This is a genomic window from Streptococcus vicugnae (assembly GCF_016461705.1).
In the GTDB taxonomy this organism is placed as follows: Bacteria; Bacillota; Bacilli; order Lactobacillales; family Streptococcaceae; genus Streptococcus; species Streptococcus vicugnae.
Genome location: NZ_JAEMHW010000002.1, coordinates 200,801 through 221,397 on the forward strand (window position 1 = coordinate 200,801; position 20,597 = coordinate 221,397).

Consider the following 20,597-nt stretch of genomic DNA (forward strand, 5'->3'; position numbering starts at 1 on the left):
AGCCCATATTCATTTTTACAATTTATCTAGCGCATTTTTTTGTTCATCATTAACGATATGGGTATACAAGTCAGTAACCTGAGTGCTGGCATGCCCTAGTTGGTGACTAACCAAAACTTGTGATTTAGTTGCGCCATACAGTCTCGTTGCTAATGTATGACGAAGTTTGTGGGGAGTCACACGAACCTTAAAATCTTGCGAATACTTGGCAACTAATTTTTCAATACTTGAAGCATCGATACGATTTGGAACACCACGGTATTCTGTTAAAAATAGTGCTTGATCTTGTTTTTCTGCTTTATAACGAGGTGCACGAATTTTTAAATACTCTTCAAGGTACGGTTTAGCAAAAGCAGCAACGTTAACTGAATCGCGTTTACCACCTTTACGAGTAACTTCGATAACCATCATATTAAGGTTTAAATCTTTTAAATCAAGATTAACAGCTTCAGATAAACGAACTCCTGAGGCAAGAAGAAGTGAGATAATCGCTAAATCACGTTCCTTATTCTTCTGGAAGGAGGAGAGAGCACGATGAGAGAGCTTGTTTTGGTATTCTTTATCGATATATTCGATAAATGCCATAGTTTCATCACCTAAAAAGAGTTTTCCTTTAATGTTTTCAGCACGAGCAGCCAAGGTTTCCTTCTTTTTCTTGGTCGAAATCTTTTTCATGACATTTCGATAGAAGTAGGGGTCACCATTTTCGTCCTCGACCTCTTCTGTCAGATATTTAAATAAGCTTGAAAGTGCTGAGAGTGTGCGATTGATAGTGGTTTGTGAAACCCCTTGCTTAGTTGAATAGGTATTTAAAGAAGGACGTTCACGTAGATAAAGAACGAAGGATTCCATATCTTTTTTTGATAAATGTTCTAAAGTACTTAATTCAATATCAGCAATTTGATTAGCATTTGAAATACCTGAATCAAGAATCCATTCAAAGAATCGTCGATATTCCTTGAGGTATTCATACAAGGTTGTAAAACTATATGGTACAGAAAGTTTTGATTGGTAATAGTCAAGGACATACCAAGGCATTATATTTTTTAGTTCATCAATTTTTTCAAGTAATTTTTCACGTTTCATCTAAAAATCTCCCTAGATGTCTTTATAATAGTAGTTTATCATAGACTGATTTATTTTTCAAGAAAATTACAGTTTTTCGGAAAGATGTAATGAGAAAAAATCATAGAAAGAGATATCATTCATTTATGACTTCTTGTAAAAAAACGTGTTTTATCAACGTTTTTAATGCTTTTTAGAATTTTTTGTCTAACTTGTACTCTTACTTTTGTTTTATTTTTTTAAACAGAAAAAAAATCCCTGACAAATAATTTTTCTGTCAGAGATTTACAATCTATTTTAAATATATTTTATGGATATATTATTATGTTATATTTGATATTTTAAGCTTATTCAACGAATTCTATGATTCTTCCTTTACAATGTTTAATTAATTCGTAATCATGTGTCACCACGATAATTATCTTTCCTGTTTGAGCCATTTGCTGCAAATCTTCAATCATTTTATCCATTTGTTGTCTAAACAGACCACTTGTTGGCTCATCTAAAACGATAATCGGCTTATTTGAAGCTTTTGCCATGGCTAATAATAATCGTTGTTTTTCACCGCCTGACAAACTTTGTGGGTGTCGCTCTATTTTATCTATTAATCCAAACTGTGTAAGCGCATCCTTTTTAACGACGTCATCATCACTAACTAGCGAGATTTCTGACCAAACAGACTCTGTAAAGAGCTGATAATTCACATCTTGAACCACGGCGAATATTTTCCAAAATCGTATTATCAAACAACGTAACGTCTTGAAAGACAATTGAGATGTTGTCAAATAAACTATTGGTGCTAATGTCTTAGATGTTCTTGCCGTCAATAGTGATTTGACCTTCTTGATAATCATACAAGCGAGATAAAAGTCTTAATAGGGTTGTTTTACCACATCCTGATGGTCCGACAAGTGCTGTGATTTCATTTTGTTTGGCAACAAAAGATACACCGTCGATGATTTTTTGTCCATCTTTATAAGCAAAGCCAGCATTTTTGAGTTCGATGTCAAAATGCTTGAGAGTAACATCTTGTCCACTTTGTTGTTTGACTGCATGGAGTTCTTTAATATTTTTAACAGCTGAGTCAATGTAGAGAATTTCACCGACATTTAAAACAATGTTTTCAGTGCTGTCAGAAACTTTGATAGCAAGTAGGATAAACATCAGCAAAACCAGAAGACTCAGCAGAGCACTTATTAATGACAACCCAACTAGAAAAATTAAGGAAGTGGCTATTACGGTCGGCTATACCTCTCACAGCCGCTTTGCCAGCCTATTTAAAAAGTATATCGGTGTTTACCCGCATGATATCAAAAAACAAACTACACCCAACAAAGATAAACGTCCCTGCCACGATTGCCTCAATAAATTCTGTGAAGCAAAGGTAGAAAGAAATAACCAAATCAAACACAAAAAAACCGAGAACCACTTCTCGGTTTTTTAACAACTATTTTTTATTGCGTTTTTTCTTAGCTTTTTTCATTTTGTTTGCCATGCGTTTCATTGATTGTTTCATAGCAAATTCACCGATTTTACCTTTGAATCCGCCACCCATCATTTGGCTAAGATCCATATCTCCACCGCCAAGTGCTGAAAGGTCTGGCATTCCGTTTCCGCCCATCATGCCTTCAAGTGATGACATGTCCATGCCGTTTGGCATGTTTTTAGGAAGATTATTGGGGTTGATACCCATTTTCTTCATCATTTTTTCCATATCGCCAGACATGACACCTTGCATCATTTGTTTAGCTTGGTTGAAATCTTTGATGAATTTATTAACTTCGACAAAGCTGTTTCCTGAACCAGCTGCAATACGACGGCGACGGCTTGGGTTAAGCAAGTCAGGATTTTCACGTTCTTCTGGTGTCATTGATGACACGATAGCACGTTTACGAGCGACAGCTTTTTCATCGACCTTGAAGTTCTTAAGAGCTGGGTTGTTAGCCATACCAGGAATCATTTTAATCAAGTCTTCCATCGGTCCCATATTTTGAACTTGGTCAAGTTGTTCGATGAAATCGTTGAAATCAAAGGTATTTTCACGCATTTTTTCTGCGAGTTCCATTGAACGTTTTTCATCGTATTCTTGACTGGCTTTTTCAATCAATGTAAGCAGGTCACCCATACCAAGGATACGGCTTGACATACGATCTGGGTGGAATGTTTCAATATCAGTGATTTTTTCGCCAGTACCAGTGAATTTGATTGGTTTACCAGTGATTTCGCGGATAGAAAGAGCCGCACCACCACGAGTATCACCATCAATCTTAGTCAAGACAACCCCTGTGATATCCAATTGTTTGTTGAATTCGTCAGCGACATTGGCAGCTTCTTGACCAATCATGCTATCAACAACCAAAAGAATTTCATTTGGTTGAGCTAGGGCTTTGACATCACGAAGTTCTTGCATCAAAGCTTCATCGATTTGCAGACGACCGGCTGTATCGATGATAACATAGTCGTTGTGGTTTTCTTTAGCTTGTGCTAAACCATTTGTCACGATTTCAACGGCTGAGTGGTCAGTTCCCATATCAAAGACTGGAACATTGATTTGGCTACCAAGTGTTTTCAACTGATCAATGGCTGCTGGGCGATAGATATCGGCAGCAATCATCATTGGACGAGCATTTTCTTCTTTGATCAGCTTGTTAGCCAATTTACCAGCAAATGTTGTTTTACCAGCACCTTGAAGCCCGACCATCATAATGATTGTTGGAATTTTAGGTGATTTTTCAAGTTCAGCTGTTTCAGAACCAAGGATTTCTGTTAATTCTTCGTTAACGATTTTTACGATTTGTTGTGTTGGGTCAAGGGTATCAATGATTTCGTGACCAACCGCACGTTCGCGTACACGTTTGATGAAAGTCTTAACAACTGGAAGAGCAACGTCAGCTTCAAGCAAAGCAAGACGAATCTCTTTGGTTACTTCTTGAACATCCTTTTCAGAGAGTTTTTTCTTCCCACGAATATTTTTAAAAACCCCCTGAAGGCGTTCTGTTAAACTTTCAAAAGCCATAATATAATTCTCCTACCTCATATCTCTATTGTCTTATCGAATTTCGCTAGTTTTCAAATTATCCTAGTCACGGTTATCAATGCTACTCAAAATAGCGATTTTTTCTTTCAAAAATTCATCATCAGGATATTTGTCTAAAATATCATCAAAAATCTGACTGCGAACAATGTAATCAGAATACATGTGCAGTTTCATCTCATAAGCCTCTAAAATCTTTTCTGTTCGCTTGATGTTATCATAGACCGCTTGACGACTAACGCCGAATTCCTCAGCAATCTCAGCCAAGCTGTAATCATCCGCATAATATAGTTCAATATAATTCATCTGCTTGTCTGTCAGCAAAGCTGCATAAAACTCAAACAGAGCATTCATACGATTGGTTTTTTCAATTTCCATAGCCTTTATTTTACCATAATTTAGCTGAATTTAATAGTCAGAAATGGTTAAAAATCATGATACCTCATTTTCAATAAAAATAATAGTAAGAATGCTTTTTCTTGCTTTATTTATCGTAAAATGGTACAATTTATTGTACAAAATAGACAGAGGAGGAACCAATATGGAAGCTGTTGCATATTCAAATTTTAGACAAAATTTAAAACATTATATGAAACAAGTTAACGATGACGCTGAACCACTTATTGTGACTTCTAAAAATATTGATGATACTGTCGTAGTCCTTTCAAAACGTGACTATGATAGCATGCAAGAAACATTTCGCATTATGTCTAATAACTACCTAATGAATAAAATTAAACGTGGCGATGAACAATTCAAGGCAGCTAATTTTCAGACACATGAATTGCTCGAGGTAGATGATGATTAAAGCATGGTCTGACGATGCGTGGAACGACTATATGTATTGGTATAATCAAGGAAATAAAGCGACAATTAAAAAAATTAATCGCCTAATCAAGGAGATTGACCGCACTCCTTTTACTGGCATTGGTAAACCTGAACCACTTAAACACGATTTATCTGGCAAATGGTCACGACGTATAACCGATGAACATCGTTTAATTTACAGTGTTGATGGGAATACTATTTACTTTTATTCTTGCAAAGACCATTATTAAAAAAACTGTCCAGTGGACAGTTTTTTCATGAGTCTAGAAATGAAAAAGCTAATCATGAGTTTTGTCATTTCAAATCTTTTGTGGCTTCTTCTAGGATGTGCATTTGGAGAATGGTTTGTTCCTCTGTTACCAAGATTGGTTTGTGATTGATGAGAGTTTCATACAAGGCGTCGTAAAAGCGACCGTTATCTCCTGCGACTGTCTCTACTGCTTCTTCATGGTAATGCCCATTGTCATCGTAATACGTTAATGTGCCAAAATTTTCTGGTTTATCCAAACCAAAATCGTCATTGTCTGGCAAATAGAATTTCTTGAGATCCGCTTCTTGGCGGTCTTTTTCGTATTTAACAAACATGCCCTTGCGACCATAAACGACAAAACTTGGACGTTCTTTTACTCTGAAATAGCTTGATTTTACCGAAACTTTTAAGCCGCCAGGAGCAACATGAAATGTATCTGTTGAATGTTGATAATAAAAATCAATGTCAAAATAATCATTCATACGCCCAGCACCTAAAAGCTGACGCACATCATATTGCACATCATCAGGCTTGCCAAAATAAGAAATCACTTGGTCTACCGTATGACAAGCGTGGTTATAAACATAAGATTCATCTTTCGAATATTGTGTAACATGCTCTGGCACCTCAGGGCGGTAGTAATCGTAGTGCATTTCAACTTCTAACAAATCACCCAATTTTCCAGAAGCAATCATCGCTTGCGTTGTCAAAAAATCACTGTCAAATCGGCGATTTTGATACCCTTGTATCATGAGCCCTTTTTCTCTTGCCAAATCAAATAATTCTTGTGATTCCTTAACAGACTGAGTAAATGGTTTTTCAAGAACAAGATTTTTACCTGCTTCTAAGACCTGCTTAGCTGTCTCATAATGTGCGGGAGCAGGCGTCGTCACAACAACGACATCAATTTCTGGGTCGTTCAACAAGTCATCTAATTTATCGGTGTAATGAACACCTTCCCACCTAGCTCAATCATCTCGCAAAGTCGGGGCATAAATCGTCTTTACAAAAATAGTGTCTTGCCGACGCATTAAAAACGGTAAATGGTAGCGATTCGTGCTTTTACCATTGCCATAATAACCAATTGTCAATCGTTTTGTCATGATAGGTCTCCTTTTACAAATTAAATCAAAAATCCTGTGAATGGCTCTGCTTGAACCGAAAGATAATCTGCCATTCCTGTTACTAGAACACGAAAATCATCACCATTTTTTAAACCTGATAATCCAACTACGGCGACCAATTCCTCGCCCACCTTAATCGGAAAAGCGCCGCTAACGGGTAACTGCGAATGGATTTCCGTTTCTGTCAAAGTTATTTCTCCTACATGATGAGCAACTAAAGTCCAGAAACTATTGTGTTCTGTTTTTAACACAGTGTTTATCTTGCCTTGAACAAAACTGAGATTTCGTTCTTTCGCTTGGTTACCAACGTATTGAAAAATGGGGACTTTGTCAGATACTCTGATGATTTGGATAGCGATTTTTTCAGCTTGCTCTGTATTTTTGAGTATTTTTCCACCCAAAGCAAGTGCCTCTTGACTGCCAAAACTTTGAAACCGCAGCTGATGTTCAAGTTTCTCTAACTCCTTCAAATGTTCAGGTTTATAATAGTTTTTTGTTTTCTCTAAAATCGTTTCATTTGCCATATAATTAGTTATCCATTGGGAAAATAATGCCTGCTTCTTTACGCAATTGTGTTTGAACTTTGCTGACAGAAAGACTGGCTTCAAGTTCTTTGTAACAAGCTTCCAAATCATTGTCATCAATCATTTTGACGAAGGATTGAAATTCTGGAATGAGTCTTGCTTGTGACAAACCGTCATCAAAAACTTTCTTTGATACCGTCATTTAAGACCAATTTGACCTCGCCGATGAGATTTGGAGATAGCGTTGTTTCGATATACCCCTTTGTTCCTTAGATAAGGCTGCCAGATTTTCCTTTGCTATCTTTTGCTGCTGTACAAACCGCGATAAAGTCTGGATAGTTTAACACAGCAACACCACTTATATCAATGCCACGTTCCACATTTGCAAAATAATGCTGATTTTCTGGTTGACCGAAAAGCCCCATGACAAAGTGCAAGTTATACAAATTTAAATCCATCATGGCACCGCCAGCTTTGGCAGGGGCAAAAACAGGTAAAACCTCACCTTTCTGAAAAGCATTATAACGACGAGAATATTGACTGTACTTGCTTTCAACTAATTTTATCTGACCGATTTTCGGTAACCATTCACGGATTTTTTGATAGGTTTTAAAATAACGTGTCGTGATAGCTTCAAACAAGAACAATCCTTTAGATTGTGCTAATTCTTTCAAATGCTGCGCTTCTTTGGCATTACTTGTCATTGGTTTTTCAACGATAACATTGAGCCCGCTATTTAACGCCTTTTCAACAAAAATAACGTGTAAAAAATTAGGAACGGCAATATAAACGGTATCGATGCCAGATTGACTTAATTCCTCAAAATCACTGGTAGCTAGAGGAATGTTATACTTTGTGCACCACTGCTTTAATTTGTCCATATCACTTGGAACGCTTTGAATCCCTAAAATTTCCAACTGCTCTATTTGAACCAATTTCGGTAAAAATTCTTCAACAATTAAACCTGCTCCGATAATGCCTAATCTCATTGTTTTTCTCCTTTGTAACTTGATACTGTTATCTTACGCCTTGTTTACTGAAAAAGCATAGTTTTGAGCAGATTTAGAAAATTATTTTCACGATTTTTTTGCCTAGATAGTTCTTTTACGGACATTTTTTTCAGACATTTTTGATATACTTAAAGAAAAGGACCATGATATGGGAATTATTGCAAATTTGGAAAATCAAACAACCTTTACCGAGCTTGAAAAAGAGCTTTCTAATTACATTTTAGAGCATTTAAATGACATTCCACAGCTGACAATTTCGCAGTTAGCTCAGCAATCATTTACGTCAAATGCTACTGTCAATCGCCTATGTAAAAAGCTTGGTGTGGCTAGTTACAAAGCTTTTCGTATTGCTCTAGCAGCCGAACTCGAAAAACAACGTTTCTCAAAAAGTCATGTTGATTTTGACAATCCTTTCTCCATAAGCGAAAATACGGCGAATATCTTCAAAAGCGTTGCCAGCATTTCTAAGGAAGCTATCGATATTTGCTACGCTTCGGTGTCACAAGACTTAGTCGCCAAAGCTGCTCAGCAAATTGCCAAGGCTAAGCGTGTTTACATTTTTGCGACAGGAGATTCTTACTTGGTTGGCTTGTCTTTTTCAAATATGTTGGTAAAACTTGGCATTCAAGCAATCATGGTCAATCAGTTTCATGACAGTATTGCTGTGATTTATCATTCAAACAAAGATGATGTGATTCTGTTTTTATCTTATTCTGGCAATATCTTGAACACCTACGCTCAAGAATTGGAGCTTATCCAAGCTCGGCACGGCAAAACGATTTTGATTTCTTCGAAAGCCTTTAGAGATAAGATTGACTTAAACATCACTTTTCCTGCTAAAGAAAGTATCGTTAACAAAGCAGGCGGTTACTATTCACAAACCGCCATGCATTACATTTTAAATTGCCTTTATAGCCTGCTCTACACCTCAAATTACTTTACCAACCGAAAGCAAAAAAATGCCATCGAAAACCTAGCTAAGAAAGACTTGCAGTGATTGTGAGTATAAGAAAAATCCAAGAAGTTTTATTTCTTGGATTTTTCTGATTTGGGACAGAGCAACTCAAGTTTGATACGATTAGGATCCTCAACAAAAAAAGCTAGTTGCTCGTCGCCTGAAGCAAAGGGAAAACGTTCTGAATAAAGTTCAGTCACTGGCTGCTGGCGCAAATCTTCTACTAATTGCCAAAAAATAGATTTAGACGGTGCTTGCAAAGCAATATGATTGATACCAACTTGTTTACGGTGATAAGAATTTTGCTGATAAGCCGATTCGACTTGTACAAAAACCAAGTACCAGCTATCTTTCTGATAAGAAAAGCCTCTAGTCCATTCTTGATAAAGTTTCCAACCTAATTTTTCAAAGATAGGTTGATAAAATTGTCTACAAGTCGCCAAGTCAAATACATTGATTTCAATATGGTTCATACACTTTTATCTTCCTTAATGCTTCTAATCATCCTATGAAATGCTGCTTCTTTACAGTCTCACCTAAGATAACTAATTATTCTCCAAATAAAATTCAAAGCGATCGCCGACATACTGACTATGAACGTACTCGAATGGTCGTCCATCTGAGAAATATGACACCTGAGTCAAGGCAAGCACCGCATGATTTTTAGGCACTTTAAGATAATTAGCCACGCGCTCACTCGCATTTTTGGCATAAATGGTTTGCTGACTCTTACCAATCTCATAGCCATTGTCCGTCAAAGTCTGGAAGAAATGCTCCGTAATATCCTCACGCTTAAACTCACGAATCAACTTCTCTGGGATTGACGCCACCTCAAAAACAAGCGGCATGTTATCCGCATAACGCACGCGCTCCATACGCACCACATAATCGCTAGCCTTAAGCTGTAACTGCTGAATCTCAGTGTCATTAGCTGGCTTACGTTGATAAGAAATCAACTGTGAAGATGGCATCTTACCTTGCGAACGCACAATCTCTGTAAAACTCGTTGTCCCGCGCATCTTCTCTTGCACACGATGACTCGCCACATAAGTCCCGCTACCCACACGGCGCTCAAGAATCCCTTCTTCCACCAAAAGCGTAATCGCCTGACGAAGCGTCATACGACTCACCTCATAATCATCCGCCAAATCACGCTCACTCGGCAAACGCTGACCAATCTCCCAATAACCATCGTCAATCTTTTTCTTTAACGCATCATGAATTCTAATATACGCTGGAACCATAACCACTACTCCCATTCTGTTCTAAATAACTTAGCTCTATTTTAGCATAAAATCAAGGAAGTTTTTAGTCACGGTATTATTTCTTTTGGAAAATGGCGGGGCTGTATAGGAGGTTTAACGAAGGCCTAAGTTTATAAAGAGATGTTTGGAAGGGGAGAAAATTGGCTAGCGCTGGAAGAATTGGGGAGAATGGTAAATAATTATTTTGAAAGATTTTCAAATAAATATTCTAAAGTATCCCTATCGAATCTATAATTTTCATCAGTCTGATCATGTGCAATAAATCCAAATGATGTCTTTATCCCATTTTTAACTTTCTTGATATATGATGGATAAATGAGAGTCACTTTACCATTATTATAATTTTTAATAGAAAAGTATTGACTAATCAATATTTTTAATTGAGGAGAGGTGAAATTTAAAAAATGTAGTTTGCATTTTTCTATGATTTCATCTAAAGTTTCACACCATCTGTAGAAATAATCTGTTAGTGGAATTACATCGTTCTTTAGAGAATTAAGAAAAATATCATTACGCTGATTTTTATTTTTATTGCGACTCAACTCCTTTTTAGAAGTATAAATCTCTAGCCTACAAGTATCTTCAGTAAAACTAACTTCCTGTTTTAAATTATCAAATGGTGATGAAAAATGCTGGCTATAATCTCTCAATAATTTCATCATCTTTAATTCATCTCGTTTTTCATAACTCTTTATCTCTGTGTTTAAATCCTTCAAATTCAATTGTCTAACAAAAGATTTAACATTGTCAATAAAAATCCTTCCTAATAAAATGTTTGCTGAAAACAGATATCTCATTTCATAAAAAAGATTATCTAAAGAATTTTCAAATTCTTGATTTTCTAAAAAATCTTTCAACTTTTGCTCTGATACTTTAAAATTTTTATAACATCCATATATATTTGAAAAATTCAAAAAAGTTGAATGATAATACTTTAGATTATCAAATTCATCCTTATTTATTTCTTTCAAAAGATCATTAGGATTATTTTTATCAGCGATAAAATACTGCATAATGCCCCTTTTCTAGTCTAATAAGTTCAAAAAATAATTTTCTGCAAAAATAAATCATTAATAGCTTTTTTGATATTAACACTCTCTACGCCACAATAAGATAATTGCATTATATAGATAATAAATTCCATTAATATTATGTCAATTATCGTTGTAGAATTAAACTCTTTATCCAAATTTCCATGTGCAAAATCATTCCTTTGCTCAGCAAGTCTAGAGGAAATATTATTGATATTAAACTCTTCATTATTTCTTAAATATAATTTTTTACCAAATAACTCTATTTCGTCTTGATAATCTTTAAAAATCAGCTGGATTTTTTGGTTTAAAGGGGTGAAACTCCGTATTGATTTTCTTAACTTTTTATAAATCGCTTTCTCTCTTCCTGTTGAACTCTCTATTAATTTAACAATTTCCTCCTCAACAGCATTTTCTGCGACAGTAGCTTTCTGACTCTTTTGGTCATCTATATTTGGATATTTTTTCTTAAATTCCCATTCAAATGCAGTCATAACAGAAAGGAAGCTAGCTACATCAACTACAGTTGATTCCTCATAATTTTTAGGTATATGTCGTAAAAATAGCCTATCCTCAGCTATACAATTTAATATATCTACAGCATGTTCCTCAATTAGGTTAGCTGAAATATACCCTCTCTTTTCAGGAGTACTTTCACAAATTACTTCAGACGATTCATACATGATACCTATTTTGACTTTATTTGAGACTAGATTAACCCCATTAAACACAATGTTTCTTCTATAACAAAGAAATTGAATAAATTGTCTAGCGATTTCATACAAGTGTAAAATAAAAATATAATCATTAGTGGGCTCAAATTCAAATCTCATCGTTGAATTAAATACAATAGAAGAATTATTCTGTTTTTCAGATATTTTCGTTGCTATTCCAAAATATAACCCTATTTCTCTTCCTTCTAAATTAAAAACTCTATTTTTTATTTTTCTAGGATTATTTTTTTGTGCCTTCAAAATTATATCTTTATCACTAGTTTCATGTGAAATTGTATACACTCTATGCATAGGATGGATGTAATCTAGCTCTTGGCAAGAGAATTCCATGCACGATATAGTTTCATCACTTTTTCTACATAAAATAAAAGCATTGATTTCTATCTCAAACTTATTTTCATTTTCAGAAAAAATACTGCCTTTTCTAGGCAAAAATATAATAGTTTGATAATTACTTTCATTGCACTTCCCTATTAAAATATCGTCTTGAACAAATAAAGGAGCACTTTTTGAACAACGCAACCCTGTCAAACTATCTTTTTCTGTAAAAAAATCCATAAATAATGCCATAAATTTATCTTTCGGAGGTATTAATTGCAGAATTTTTCCATCAAATAAAAAAACAAATTCAATATCTTTATATATAACATTTCCTGTATACATTTGTCTTTCCAAATCAATCTCCCCTCCATTATACCTCTTTCAACGCTTTCTGTAATTCTTCGTCAACAGCAAATAGATACAATCCATTAACGCCTCGAGTTAGTAAAACATTCAATTCGTTTTTTAATAATGTTTCACCGAATTTCATTTTAGTTCCATCGGCTAGTGTTCTGTTGCGAATGGCTTTTTCGTTACAGCTAGCGCTTGGATCAAAAACGATTTTCCCGTCGCGATATTTTACTGATGGCCCAATAATGACTGCAGCATAGTTTAAGTCAAATCCTTGGATGGTATACGTTGAACCAACTTCAGCAATTGTTTGTTTCTGTTCTGCCCATGAAAGGTTTTTGGTTGCTCTATCTTTGGGTAACTGTAAATTCCATGGCATTGAAAAATCCCCAATTCTCACATTCCAATATTGGTCGTCTTCTGGTTTACCGTTTTGCTTATATTTCCAATCATAAGTCGCCAGCATTCGTGAAATGCCATGTTCTTGGTCTTGGTTCTTTTCTTTGATGGCTTCGTACATCTCTTGTGGAGAATCAAATACTCTAAAATCATATTTATCGTCTTTTCTGAACGGATAAATAACTTGCTCATCTACTAAACTGCGAATCCAATCAATAGTTGATTGTTGGGCGTTAATTCGCATTTGATTGCGTAACGATATCACACACTGAGCATCCAATCTGATTTCTGCTAAATCCGAACTTTCCCAAACTTGTTCAGTTGTCAAAATTTGATTTTCATCAAAAACAGCTACCACAACTTTAGCATTTGCTAATAGGTCTTTCAGATGATTTTTTCCTTGATAAGACTGTTTTCCCTGAGTTAATAATAAGTGCGCCTCGTCGACAATAACAATATCTGCTTTTGAATCCGTTTTAGACTGTGAGTTAATAAAGCTTGTTGGTTTCATAATAACCTCAGCTCCATTTTTATTCTTTAAGCCCAATTTCTTTGCCAGTTGCTGATAGACTGTTAATTGTTGTTCATGATTAACCAAAAGGTGAACAGATATCTTATCTTTGTCAATAGGAAATTCATCTGAATTAAACAATTCATAAAGCAAACTGCTCATTAGAACGGTTTTTCCAGAACCAGCTTCTCCCTCAACTAAGATTAATTGTCCTTCAAGATTTTGACTTAGATTTGAAAGAATTTGAAGTATAATATCATTTTTTGCATCATCTTGTTCCTTTGTTAATTTATGGAAAGGTGATGCCTTAAATAGCGCCGAATCACGAATAACAGATTCTAATGGGAAAAGTACACTATTTAATGAATGTAGCTTACGCCATACTTTTGAAAAAATTGAATCCATCATATCAGAAGTATAATAATCATTTTGAGGATTTCCTCTTCGATTACTAACATTTTTTACAGATTCTGAACTTAATAAATATTGTAGTAATTTATTTTCAATGTCTAGCGTCAGCGATTTATTAAAATACCGATGGCCTATGATATACATCTCAGAAGTTTTTGAATTACCTAGTCTTTTAAAATCTTCACGAGTAGCATCGTTTTGATGTTGTCTTGTTCGGCGATTAATATCAGAGGTTTCTCCAACATAAACACTATAGCTATGTTTCTTATTAGATACTTTATCATCAATGATGTAAACTGTTGGATAATCTAAAAGTAATTGCTCATCTTTCTCAGGAAGTTTCTTATCTTTAATAGCTTTTACCGAGAAAGAATTATAACTCACCTTTTCTATAATTGGTGAATATTTATCTTTGAGTGACATAATCTCAATCCTTTTCTGAAAACGTTTCGTTAGCTTCTATTATATCACTTAAAATAAAAAAATCTTAACCATTCAAATAAAAAAACTTACCTGGCTCTTCATAAAACTAGGTAAGTTATTCTTGGTTAGTCTTCACGTTCTTCATCTTCAACCTCTTCCAACCCCACCAATTGTCATTGGCATCTCCTTTTGGGTTATCTTACCTCATACCGATACGTTCTGACTTGGGGGCTTTCTTGGGTGGTGATGATGGTGAAGTAAAAGTAATGGTCGCGGTGGTCTTTGCTGTTTTCTTTATTGAGTTTGAAGTAGTTTTTCTGGGTTAGGGCCATTTCTCGTAGGATGTCATCTGTGAGAAAGGTTAGGGGGATATCCATGTTAGAGTATTTGTAGAAGTCTTCTTCAAACTTAAGATAGCTCTCTGAAAAATAATCTAGTTGTAGTTTGTCTTGGTAGAGTTCGTATCAGCTCATTTATACCTCCTCGATGCCGATGGTGATAATGTCATTGATATCAAGCGCGTGGTAATGGTGTCTAGTCTGCAAGGTGATATTTGTTGGGGTTAATTCAACCACTTGTCCGCTGATGATTTTATGGCCAAGGCCATCTTTTAGGGTAAAAAGGCCAGTCAATTGACTAGCATAGAGTTGTCCGATTAAGGTTAATTTTTCAGCTTTGCTGAGTTGGCTAGAGAGGTTTTCTTTTTGGCTGTCGTGTTTTAAAGAGGTGGTGTGTTCGGATAAGAAAAATCCCATCCACTTCTCCATGCCTCGGTCTTGATGCTCACGCGCCGATTGAAATGGTAAATAACTACGATCAATCATTTTAATCCATCTAATCCTCCAGCAGAATGTCCTCCGACCAAACGGCTGCGCTCCAAACTTCGTGAAGCTTCCTTCAAAGCATTAGCTTTTTGAATCGTTGTAAAGCCGAATTGGTCGCGAATGGCATCGATTGCTGACTGGAGCCTTTCTTCTTTTTCTATTTTCTCAACGTCGTCAAAAAGGGAAATCAAACCATAAGATTCATCAACCAAGCCTGAATAAGAAACACCGATATGTCTAACCACTCCTCCCGTGTATTTTTTACGAAAAAGGGTTGTGACGTGTTTGATTAATTGGTTAGTATTATTAGTTGGCTCGATTTTCACCTGGGCTTGAAGGTGTCTTTGTGGCGCAGCTTTTGAAAAGCCAACGTAAATCGACACATTAGTCGTTTTTTTGTGGGCACGTCTAAGACGTATGGCTACCTGCTCTGCCATTTCCCCAAAAACTAACTCGATATCAGCCTGTTTGGTGTAATCACGCGGAAGAACCTGAGAGTTTCCGATACTCTTTGACTTAGCTTTATAAGGCTTGTGAACGTTGCTCTCATCAATGCCGTTAGCATGAAAAAAGAGGTCAACGCCAACAACACCAAGCTCTTTCTTAAGAATATCAGGATTACAATTGGCAAGTTCCTTGATAGAGAAAATGCCAAGCTTATTTAGGCGTTTTTCCATACGGCTACCAATTCCCCAAAAGTCTGTCATTTTCGAAATAGCCCAAACCTTACTTTCGACATCTTCATAGGACCAATTAGCCCGCATGGTCGGGGTCTTTTTAGCTTCGTTATCAAGTGCCAACTTGGCTAGTAAGGGATTGGCATTAGACATACCAACCGTTGAATAAATTCCTGTTTGCCGCCAAATGTCTTTTTGAATTTTTGCTGAAATCATCTCAAGCTTATCTTTTCGACTGATGCTCTTATCAGGAACAAAGTAATTCAAAGACGACGTTAAATCAATAAATCCTTCATCAATCGAATAAGGTAGAATGTCTTCTGGGCTAGCGTAATTTTGAAAAATGTGCTGAATCTCAATATTCTTTTCAATGTAAGCATCCATGCGCGGTGGCACAATCCAAGTCGCCTTTGCCCAATTTTCAATGAAAGCGACATACTCAGGCGTGGTTGGTAAACCTTGACGTTTGGCATTGTAATAGGAAAACTTGCGCGTGTGCACATCAAACGGCAAATCATAAGCACGGCTGACATTTGACTTGCCAAAAACTTTCTTGAACGTCGGTGAAGATGCCAAAATCAAGCCACTGGCATTTTCCGCTCGACTCATAACACATAAGGACGTTTTTAAAGGATGCAAGCCACGCGCCACACACTCCACACTAGCATAAAAAGATTTCATATCCACAAAGGCAATATCAGAGCGTGGCTCTCGTGAATAATCAAAATACCCCATCTAAGCCTCCATGGTAATTAAGATAGAATCATTGACCAAAAAGGCGTATGGTGAGAGTTCACTGTCTTGATTTTCCGGTAAATAAACTCTTGAAAATCGCTGATGCATGACAGATTCCGCAAAATCATCCATATCAAAAATTTCGACCTTGCTATCAGGAGCTAAGTCATATGAATCTAAATCTAAAATATCTTTTAATCGCATCTTATCCTCCTATGATTGGCATAAAGCTCCCAACAATTTTCCCGACAATCCTTGGATTATCCTCATAAGGAGCAAATTTGTCCGCATAATCTTTGTTAATCGATACTAGGCGTAGCCCATTTTCCTCGCGGTAAACTTTTTTGATATAAGTCTGTGAATTCCAAACAACGGCATAAACCGCGCCGTCATAATCAAAACCAGTCTCACGAATGAGGGCGACAGAGCCATTGTGATAAGTAGGCTCCATAGAATCCCCATCAATCCACGAGGCAAAATCATGCGCCAACTCTTTATCAAAATAAACTGTATCGTAATCCATATCATCATAGACATTAGCACCGATACCAGCTGACAAACGTTCGTAAACCTTGTAAGCAAAACGTGGTTCTTGAACCATAGTAACCACCTTGCGCTGCTGTTCAAGTAAATCTTGAACATAAGTCAAAGCTTTATCCTGATTTTGGTCAGTTAATTGCTTATAAAGAGTCGCAATCTCAAGCTCAGAAAAATAGCCGTGCGACACTTGCAAAAGCTCTTCTAACTTAGCCAAGTTAGCTTTTGTTGGCTTTGCCGTACCTTTTTCCCAAGCAAAATAAGACTGTTTAGAAATCCCAAGCTCCTTTGCCAGTTCTGTCTGCTTCAAACCAAGCTCCAAACGACGATTTTTTAACTTTTCAGGATAATACATCAAACTCACCTCTTTTATCGTATTTTGTAAAGATAAACTGATTTGCTTTCAAAAGTCAGTTATATAACTGACTTAATTATATAAAAAAAGTGGATCATTGTCCACTTTGACATGTAGATGAAGTCGCAAAGATTATTACCAATTTTCCCACTCGGTTTTAACGGTCACATCGCCATAATCTTTAGGTGAAAACTTACTATCATAGATAGAACACCAGTCTTTTAACACTTTTTGGTTTACGATTTCATCGTAATATTTATCTAAATCAGATGCCATGATGCCGTATTTTGCAAGATAAGTTTTGACCTTAGAGTGATCTTCGATGTATTTATCTGAGTTAGCTAAATTAAGCCGATTTGGATAACTAATAGTCGGCTCAAACTTATCAGTTTCATTCATGTCTTTATCAATGATTTTATAATTTTTAATGTCAGCATCCTTTATTTTATAGAAATCATTCTCACCTAAATAATTTCCTTTCATTTCTAAATACAGTTCATCAAAAATATTCTTGGGTTGACTAAGATAATGATGAAGACCAAAAGTTAATGCTGCAACTAGCAAGACTAGAATAGCTATTAGTTTTTGATCATAAATCCTCCTTTATTTGCCTGTCGCAGACTCTATGCGATTCAAAAATACAGCTTCAAAATCACTGGCTACTGAATGAAGATTATCTGACGCTGTTTTAACAGCTGATGTGATTTGTGTCAGTATAGTTGCAGATTTATCAATCGCTTCGTGGCAACGTGTGTTTCCTGCTAAATTAGTCTGTGTGTCTTTGCTGACAGTGGCACTTGAAGACAAGGTCTGACAAGCGTTAGCTAACTGACTAGCATAGGTATGCGCTACTTCTTGATTACTTTTGACTGTTCCCATAAAAAAATCCTTTTCACCTAATTTATTTTTCACTTTATCATAAAAACGCTTATAAGACAGAAAAAAAGCGGACTTAGGCCCGCCTAAATTCAACTATTGTATGGTATTCATCCATTTTCTACTGCGGAACATAAAGACTGACACGATAAAACGGAACAATTCCTCTTGCGATAGAATAAAATAAACCCAAACAATCGGCAATTTTAAAACCAAGCCGGTAAAGAGCCCTAACGGAACACCGATACACCAAGTTCCTAAAATATCAATAATCATAATATACTTAGTTCTACCACCACTTCGAATAATGCCTCCGCCTAGTATCATGTTTTGAACTTTGACAGGTGCTAATATGGCAAATGTTATGAGTAATTGTGTGCCGACACGGCTGACATCGTCACCGACATTGTACAGATTGATATAAAATCCTTGGCTAAGTACAAGAATAACTGACAAAATCAAGGAAGCCACAAAACCGTAAAGACATAGTCTCTTAGAATCTTGATAGGCCCTATCGTAATCATGTTCACCCAGACGACGACCAATCAAAATTCCCGCAGCTTGCGATAGACCAGCCAAAGCTCCGATAAATAACCCTTGGATTGGACCAGTTAAGGACATCCCCGCAAGTTCACTAGTCCCCATATGACCATAAATATAAGTGTTAACATTTTGCCCAATAGTCCAAAGCAACTCATTAACAACAATCGGTGTCAGCATGACAATATACTGAACAACTTCTACTTTTTTCATATGTAAATCAAAAGCAAAACGGCATGTTCTACGATAGAAGTAAATCATCAAGAGCAGATTCACAACTTGTGATAAGAGACTAGCAACTGCAGCTCCCTTTATCCCCATAGGGCTTATACCAAAATGACCAAAAATCAAAACATAGTTCATAAAGGTATTGACCAGAGCCGCCACAGCACTAATGTACAAAGGATATTTGGCACGGTTACGACAACGTAATTGTACCGCTAACAGTGTCGAAATCCCAGACAATGGATAAACCCAAGCCAGAATTTGAAGATAGGGTTTCGCCGATAAAACAACACTGCTATCTTTGGTGAAAATACCTGCAAGTTCGCTTGGCAAGGATAAGCAAAGCACCATGGTAAACAAGGCTAATGCTAACATGACCAAAAGATTAACAGACATACTTGTATTAATCTTTTTCTGATCATTTTTCCCCATGTACTGGGAAACCATAATCCCTGTTACCGTAGCGATAGCCCCACTGACAAAAGCAAAAACAAACTGTGGTTTTCCACCAACCTCAACAGCTGCAATTGCAGTTTTTCCAAGTTGTCCGACCATTAACTGGTCAATCATAGAAAACGACGACTGAAGCATTGCTTGTAAAGCAACTGGAATAGCAATAGCCATTGCTTCTTTCAAGAATTCTTTTCTTTTTGTCATATGCATTCTCCATATTTTATGATAATTGCATTATACCGCAAACGTTTGCAAACCACTAGTGGTCCATCTGCACAATTTTTTTAGGCATTTAGCCTCTAAAAAAACACCCTTAGCCAAATTTGGCTAAAGGTACATATTTAGAGGATTCTAATCAAGATAACAAATGAATCAAAGTGGCTATCACATCACAACCATTTCCAATAAAATGTGCCGTCATCACAACATAGATATTCTTGGTTTTGATGTAAGACACACTCAAAGGAAATGCCCAAATCATAGCTAATAAAATACCCCACCATGAAAGAGAATGCTCTAAAGCGTAGAATAGCATGCTAAAAAAGGTCGTGAGGACAATTATTTTCTTGCTAGCAAAACGAATCATATTTTTTCTATAAAATGTTTCTTCGGTCACAGCTGGCAAAAAGATAGTCGAAACGGCAAATATTAAGAGTGTTAACCAGCTGTCTCTTTTCAAATCAAGAGTTCCAGTATTAAAATTTGGAAAAACACCTTCTAAAAATACGGTCAATCCAAAAGCAAACATAAACCCTAACAAAGTCAGTAAAACTTGAATCCAGTACTTTCTACCACTCTTAAAACTTAAAAACCAGCCTTTTAAATTAAGATCTTTCGAGATAAGAAAATACGCTAGGAGCAAGAGATAAAATAAAGCATTTGTGTAAATGATATAGCTAGATGGCACAATCAAACACGACAAGACAAAGACCACTTCAATCATAATAGGAATAGCGTTTGAAGTGATATAATCTCTAAAACTAATCTTTTTCTGTTCACTCATCATATCCTGAAATCTCCCTTTTTAGATGTCAATTTATCTTAGTATTTCAATACTAATCTATCTTTCTTCACCAAAATTATACACCAATACTAGCTAAACTTAAAGTTTTAAGCATAAAAAAGCTACCAAATACTAG

The 20,597-nt window shown here is 36.0% G+C and carries 24 protein-coding genes and 2 pseudogenes; 3 read left to right on the forward strand and 23 right to left on the reverse strand.

The features are described 5' to 3' along the window. Positions 1-15 precede the first annotated feature (15 nt). The 5 genes from xerS to JG537_RS04510 all read right to left on the reverse strand — a co-directional run bounded on the left by xerS (position 16) and on the right by JG537_RS04510 (position 4,477). The gene (xerS, locus tag JG537_RS04485; protein WP_199543976.1) at positions 16-1,086 is read right to left on the reverse strand and encodes a tyrosine recombinase XerS; all 1,071 of its coding nucleotides are present in this window, start codon (positions 1,084-1,086) and stop codon (positions 16-18) included. 326 nt (positions 1,087-1,412) lie between these two features. After that, positions 1,413-1,781, reverse strand: coding sequence for an ATP-binding cassette domain-containing protein (locus tag JG537_RS09785; RefSeq protein ID WP_343068224.1), 369 nt, complete (start codon positions 1,779-1,781; stop codon positions 1,413-1,415). A 91-nt stretch (positions 1,782-1,872) separates the two neighbouring features. Further along, complete coding sequence (locus tag JG537_RS09790; protein ID WP_199543986.1) at positions 1,873-2,229, reverse strand: ATP-binding cassette domain-containing protein; 357 nt, start codon at positions 2,227-2,229, stop codon at positions 1,873-1,875. A 283-nt stretch (positions 2,230-2,512) separates the two neighbouring features. Beyond that, entirely contained in the window at positions 2,513-4,081 is a 1,569-nt protein-coding gene (ffh, locus tag JG537_RS04505) for a signal recognition particle protein (protein WP_199543991.1), read from the reverse strand. 63 nt (positions 4,082-4,144) lie between these two features. After that, positions 4,145-4,477 carry a putative DNA-binding protein gene (locus JG537_RS04510; RefSeq protein WP_074482220.1) on the reverse strand — a complete coding sequence of 111 codons (333 nt, stop codon included), beginning with the start codon at positions 4,475-4,477 and terminating at the stop codon, positions 4,145-4,147. A 163-nt stretch (positions 4,478-4,640) separates the two neighbouring features. Between JG537_RS04510 and JG537_RS04515 the strand changes: the two genes are divergently transcribed. Continuing rightward, complete coding sequence (locus JG537_RS04515) at positions 4,641-4,907, forward strand: type II toxin-antitoxin system Phd/YefM family antitoxin (RefSeq protein WP_012961966.1); 267 nt, start codon at positions 4,641-4,643, stop codon at positions 4,905-4,907. Further along, the gene (locus JG537_RS04520) at positions 4,900-5,157 is read left to right on the forward strand and encodes a Txe/YoeB family addiction module toxin (RefSeq protein WP_199543996.1); all 258 of its coding nucleotides are present in this window, start codon (positions 4,900-4,902) and stop codon (positions 5,155-5,157) included. Before JG537_RS04515 ends, JG537_RS04520 begins: the two co-directional genes overlap by 8 nt. A 64-nt stretch (positions 5,158-5,221) precedes the next feature. On the opposite strand, the pseudogene JG537_RS04525 reads toward JG537_RS04520, so the two are convergent. The 4 genes and pseudogenes from JG537_RS04525 to JG537_RS04535 all read right to left on the reverse strand — a co-directional run bounded on the left by JG537_RS04525 (position 5,222) and on the right by JG537_RS04535 (position 7,814). Next, a pseudogene (locus JG537_RS04525) lies at positions 5,222-6,280 on the reverse strand (Gfo/Idh/MocA family oxidoreductase). Between the two features lie 20 nt (positions 6,281-6,300). Next, entirely contained in the window at positions 6,301-6,825 is a 525-nt protein-coding gene (locus JG537_RS04530) for a heme-binding protein (protein ID WP_199543998.1), read from the reverse strand. Positions 6,826-6,829: 4 nt separating this feature from the next. Beyond that, the gene (locus JG537_RS09720) at positions 6,830-7,027 is read right to left on the reverse strand and encodes a hypothetical protein (RefSeq protein ID WP_246454292.1); all 198 of its coding nucleotides are present in this window, start codon (positions 7,025-7,027) and stop codon (positions 6,830-6,832) included. Between the two features lie 67 nt (positions 7,028-7,094). After that, positions 7,095-7,814 (reverse strand): Gfo/Idh/MocA family protein, encoded by a 720-nt coding sequence (locus JG537_RS04535; protein ID WP_246454294.1) that lies wholly within the window; start codon positions 7,812-7,814, stop codon positions 7,095-7,097. Between the two features lie 169 nt (positions 7,815-7,983). Here JG537_RS04535 and JG537_RS04540 point away from each other — a divergent pair, with 169 nt between their 5' ends. Then, positions 7,984-8,832 carry a MurR/RpiR family transcriptional regulator gene (locus tag JG537_RS04540; protein ID WP_199544000.1) on the forward strand — a complete coding sequence of 283 codons (849 nt, stop codon included), beginning with the start codon at positions 7,984-7,986 and terminating at the stop codon, positions 8,830-8,832. Positions 8,833-8,861: 29 nt separating this feature from the next. Here the strand turns inward: JG537_RS04540 and JG537_RS04545 are convergent, their stop codons facing one another. The 14 genes and pseudogenes from JG537_RS04545 to JG537_RS04605 all read right to left on the reverse strand — a co-directional run bounded on the left by JG537_RS04545 (position 8,862) and on the right by JG537_RS04605 (position 20,401). Continuing rightward, a complete protein-coding gene (locus tag JG537_RS04545) occupies positions 8,862-9,263 on the reverse strand; it encodes a VOC family protein (protein WP_199544002.1) in 402 nt (133 codons plus the stop codon). 72 nt (positions 9,264-9,335) lie between these two features. Continuing rightward, complete coding sequence (locus JG537_RS04550; RefSeq protein ID WP_199544003.1) at positions 9,336-10,034, reverse strand: GntR family transcriptional regulator; 699 nt, start codon at positions 10,032-10,034, stop codon at positions 9,336-9,338. A 200-nt stretch (positions 10,035-10,234) separates the two neighbouring features. Next, the gene (locus JG537_RS04555; RefSeq protein ID WP_199544004.1) at positions 10,235-11,068 is read right to left on the reverse strand and encodes a hypothetical protein; all 834 of its coding nucleotides are present in this window, start codon (positions 11,066-11,068) and stop codon (positions 10,235-10,237) included. A 26-nt stretch (positions 11,069-11,094) separates the two neighbouring features. Continuing rightward, positions 11,095-12,495 carry a HEPN domain-containing protein gene (locus tag JG537_RS04560; protein WP_199544005.1) on the reverse strand — a complete coding sequence of 467 codons (1,401 nt, stop codon included), beginning with the start codon at positions 12,493-12,495 and terminating at the stop codon, positions 11,095-11,097. A gap of 16 nt (positions 12,496-12,511) precedes the next feature. Beyond that, on the reverse strand, positions 12,512-14,236 hold the full coding sequence (locus tag JG537_RS04565) for a DUF2075 domain-containing protein (protein ID WP_199544006.1): 1,725 nt from the start codon (positions 14,234-14,236) through the stop codon (positions 12,512-12,514). 194 nt (positions 14,237-14,430) lie between these two features. After that, a pseudogene (locus JG537_RS09725) lies at positions 14,431-14,697 on the reverse strand (DUF5960 family protein); the annotation flags it as partial. Positions 14,698-14,709: 12 nt separating this feature from the next. Then, positions 14,710-15,060 carry a hypothetical protein gene (locus JG537_RS04570; RefSeq protein WP_199544007.1) on the reverse strand — a complete coding sequence of 117 codons (351 nt, stop codon included), beginning with the start codon at positions 15,058-15,060 and terminating at the stop codon, positions 14,710-14,712. Then, the gene (locus tag JG537_RS04575) at positions 15,057-16,472 is read right to left on the reverse strand and encodes a Y-family DNA polymerase (RefSeq protein WP_199544008.1); all 1,416 of its coding nucleotides are present in this window, start codon (positions 16,470-16,472) and stop codon (positions 15,057-15,059) included. Before JG537_RS04575 ends, JG537_RS04570 begins: the two co-directional genes overlap by 4 nt. Next, entirely contained in the window at positions 16,473-16,676 is a 204-nt protein-coding gene (locus tag JG537_RS04580; protein ID WP_074563634.1) for a hypothetical protein, read from the reverse strand. 1 nt (position 16,677) lies between these two features. Further along, entirely contained in the window at positions 16,678-17,364 is a 687-nt protein-coding gene (locus JG537_RS04585) for a LexA family transcriptional regulator (RefSeq protein ID WP_199544009.1), read from the reverse strand. Between the two features lie 135 nt (positions 17,365-17,499). Then, entirely contained in the window at positions 17,500-17,961 is a 462-nt protein-coding gene (locus tag JG537_RS04590; protein WP_199544531.1) for a TipC family immunity protein, read from the reverse strand. A gap of 6 nt (positions 17,962-17,967) precedes the next feature. Next, entirely contained in the window at positions 17,968-18,243 is a 276-nt protein-coding gene (locus JG537_RS04595) for a TIGR04197 family type VII secretion effector (RefSeq protein WP_132869347.1), read from the reverse strand. Between the two features lie 93 nt (positions 18,244-18,336). Further along, positions 18,337-19,662: an MATE family efflux transporter gene (locus tag JG537_RS04600; protein WP_199544010.1), complete on the reverse strand. Its 1,326-nt coding sequence runs from the start codon at positions 19,660-19,662 to the stop codon at positions 18,337-18,339. A 151-nt stretch (positions 19,663-19,813) separates the two neighbouring features. Continuing rightward, on the reverse strand, positions 19,814-20,401 hold the full coding sequence (locus JG537_RS04605) for a CPBP family intramembrane glutamic endopeptidase (RefSeq protein ID WP_246454303.1): 588 nt from the start codon (positions 20,399-20,401) through the stop codon (positions 19,814-19,816). Positions 20,402-20,597 lie beyond the last annotated feature (196 nt).

What these genes read in the sequence shown, in the direction of transcription:
- xerS (WP_199543976.1), bottom strand. Translation starts at nt 1,086, where the DNA reads ATGAAACGTGAAAAATTACTTGAAAAAATTGATGAACTAAAAAATATA.
- JG537_RS09790 (WP_199543986.1), bottom strand. Translation starts at nt 2,229, where the DNA reads ATGTTTATCCTACTTGCTATCAAAGTTTCTGACAGCACTGAAAACATT.
- ffh (WP_199543991.1), bottom strand. Translation starts at nt 4,081, where the DNA reads ATGGCTTTTGAAAGTTTAACAGAACGCCTTCAGGGGGTTTTTAAAAAT.
- JG537_RS04510 (WP_074482220.1), bottom strand. Translation starts at nt 4,477, where the DNA reads ATGGAAATTGAAAAAACCAATCGTATGAATGCTCTGTTTGAGTTTTAT.
- JG537_RS04515 (WP_012961966.1), top strand. Translation starts at nt 4,641, where the DNA reads ATGGAAGCTGTTGCATATTCAAATTTTAGACAAAATTTAAAACATTAT.
- JG537_RS04520 (WP_199543996.1), top strand. Translation starts at nt 4,900, where the DNA reads ATGATTAAAGCATGGTCTGACGATGCGTGGAACGACTATATGTATTGG.
- JG537_RS04530 (WP_199543998.1), bottom strand. Translation starts at nt 6,825, where the DNA reads ATGGCAAATGAAACGATTTTAGAGAAAACAAAAAACTATTATAAACCT.
- JG537_RS09720 (WP_246454292.1), bottom strand. Translation starts at nt 7,027, where the DNA reads ATGACGGTATCAAAGAAAGTTTTTGATGACGGTTTGTCACAAGCAAGA.
- JG537_RS04535 (WP_246454294.1), bottom strand. Translation starts at nt 7,814, where the DNA reads ATGAGATTAGGCATTATCGGAGCAGGTTTAATTGTTGAAGAATTTTTA.
- JG537_RS04540 (WP_199544000.1), top strand. Translation starts at nt 7,984, where the DNA reads ATGGGAATTATTGCAAATTTGGAAAATCAAACAACCTTTACCGAGCTT.
- JG537_RS04545 (WP_199544002.1), bottom strand. Translation starts at nt 9,263, where the DNA reads ATGAACCATATTGAAATCAATGTATTTGACTTGGCGACTTGTAGACAA.
- JG537_RS04550 (WP_199544003.1), bottom strand. Translation starts at nt 10,034, where the DNA reads ATGGTTCCAGCGTATATTAGAATTCATGATGCGTTAAAGAAAAAGATT.
- JG537_RS04555 (WP_199544004.1), bottom strand. Translation starts at nt 11,068, where the DNA reads ATGCAGTATTTTATCGCTGATAAAAATAATCCTAATGATCTTTTGAAA.
- JG537_RS04565 (WP_199544006.1), bottom strand. Translation starts at nt 14,236, where the DNA reads ATGTCACTCAAAGATAAATATTCACCAATTATAGAAAAGGTGAGTTAT.
- JG537_RS04570 (WP_199544007.1), bottom strand. Translation starts at nt 15,060, where the DNA reads ATGATTGATCGTAGTTATTTACCATTTCAATCGGCGCGTGAGCATCAA.
- JG537_RS04575 (WP_199544008.1), bottom strand. Translation starts at nt 16,472, where the DNA reads ATGGGGTATTTTGATTATTCACGAGAGCCACGCTCTGATATTGCCTTT.
- JG537_RS04580 (WP_074563634.1), bottom strand. Translation starts at nt 16,676, where the DNA reads ATGCGATTAAAAGATATTTTAGATTTAGATTCATATGACTTAGCTCCT.
- JG537_RS04585 (WP_199544009.1), bottom strand. Translation starts at nt 17,364, where the DNA reads ATGTATTATCCTGAAAAGTTAAAAAATCGTCGTTTGGAGCTTGGTTTG.
- JG537_RS04595 (WP_132869347.1), bottom strand. Translation starts at nt 18,243, where the DNA reads ATGGGAACAGTCAAAAGTAATCAAGAAGTAGCGCATACCTATGCTAGT.
- JG537_RS04600 (WP_199544010.1), bottom strand. Translation starts at nt 19,662, where the DNA reads ATGACAAAAAGAAAAGAATTCTTGAAAGAAGCAATGGCTATTGCTATT.
- JG537_RS04605 (WP_246454303.1), bottom strand. Translation starts at nt 20,401, where the DNA reads ATGATTGAAGTGGTCTTTGTCTTGTCGTGTTTGATTGTGCCATCTAGC.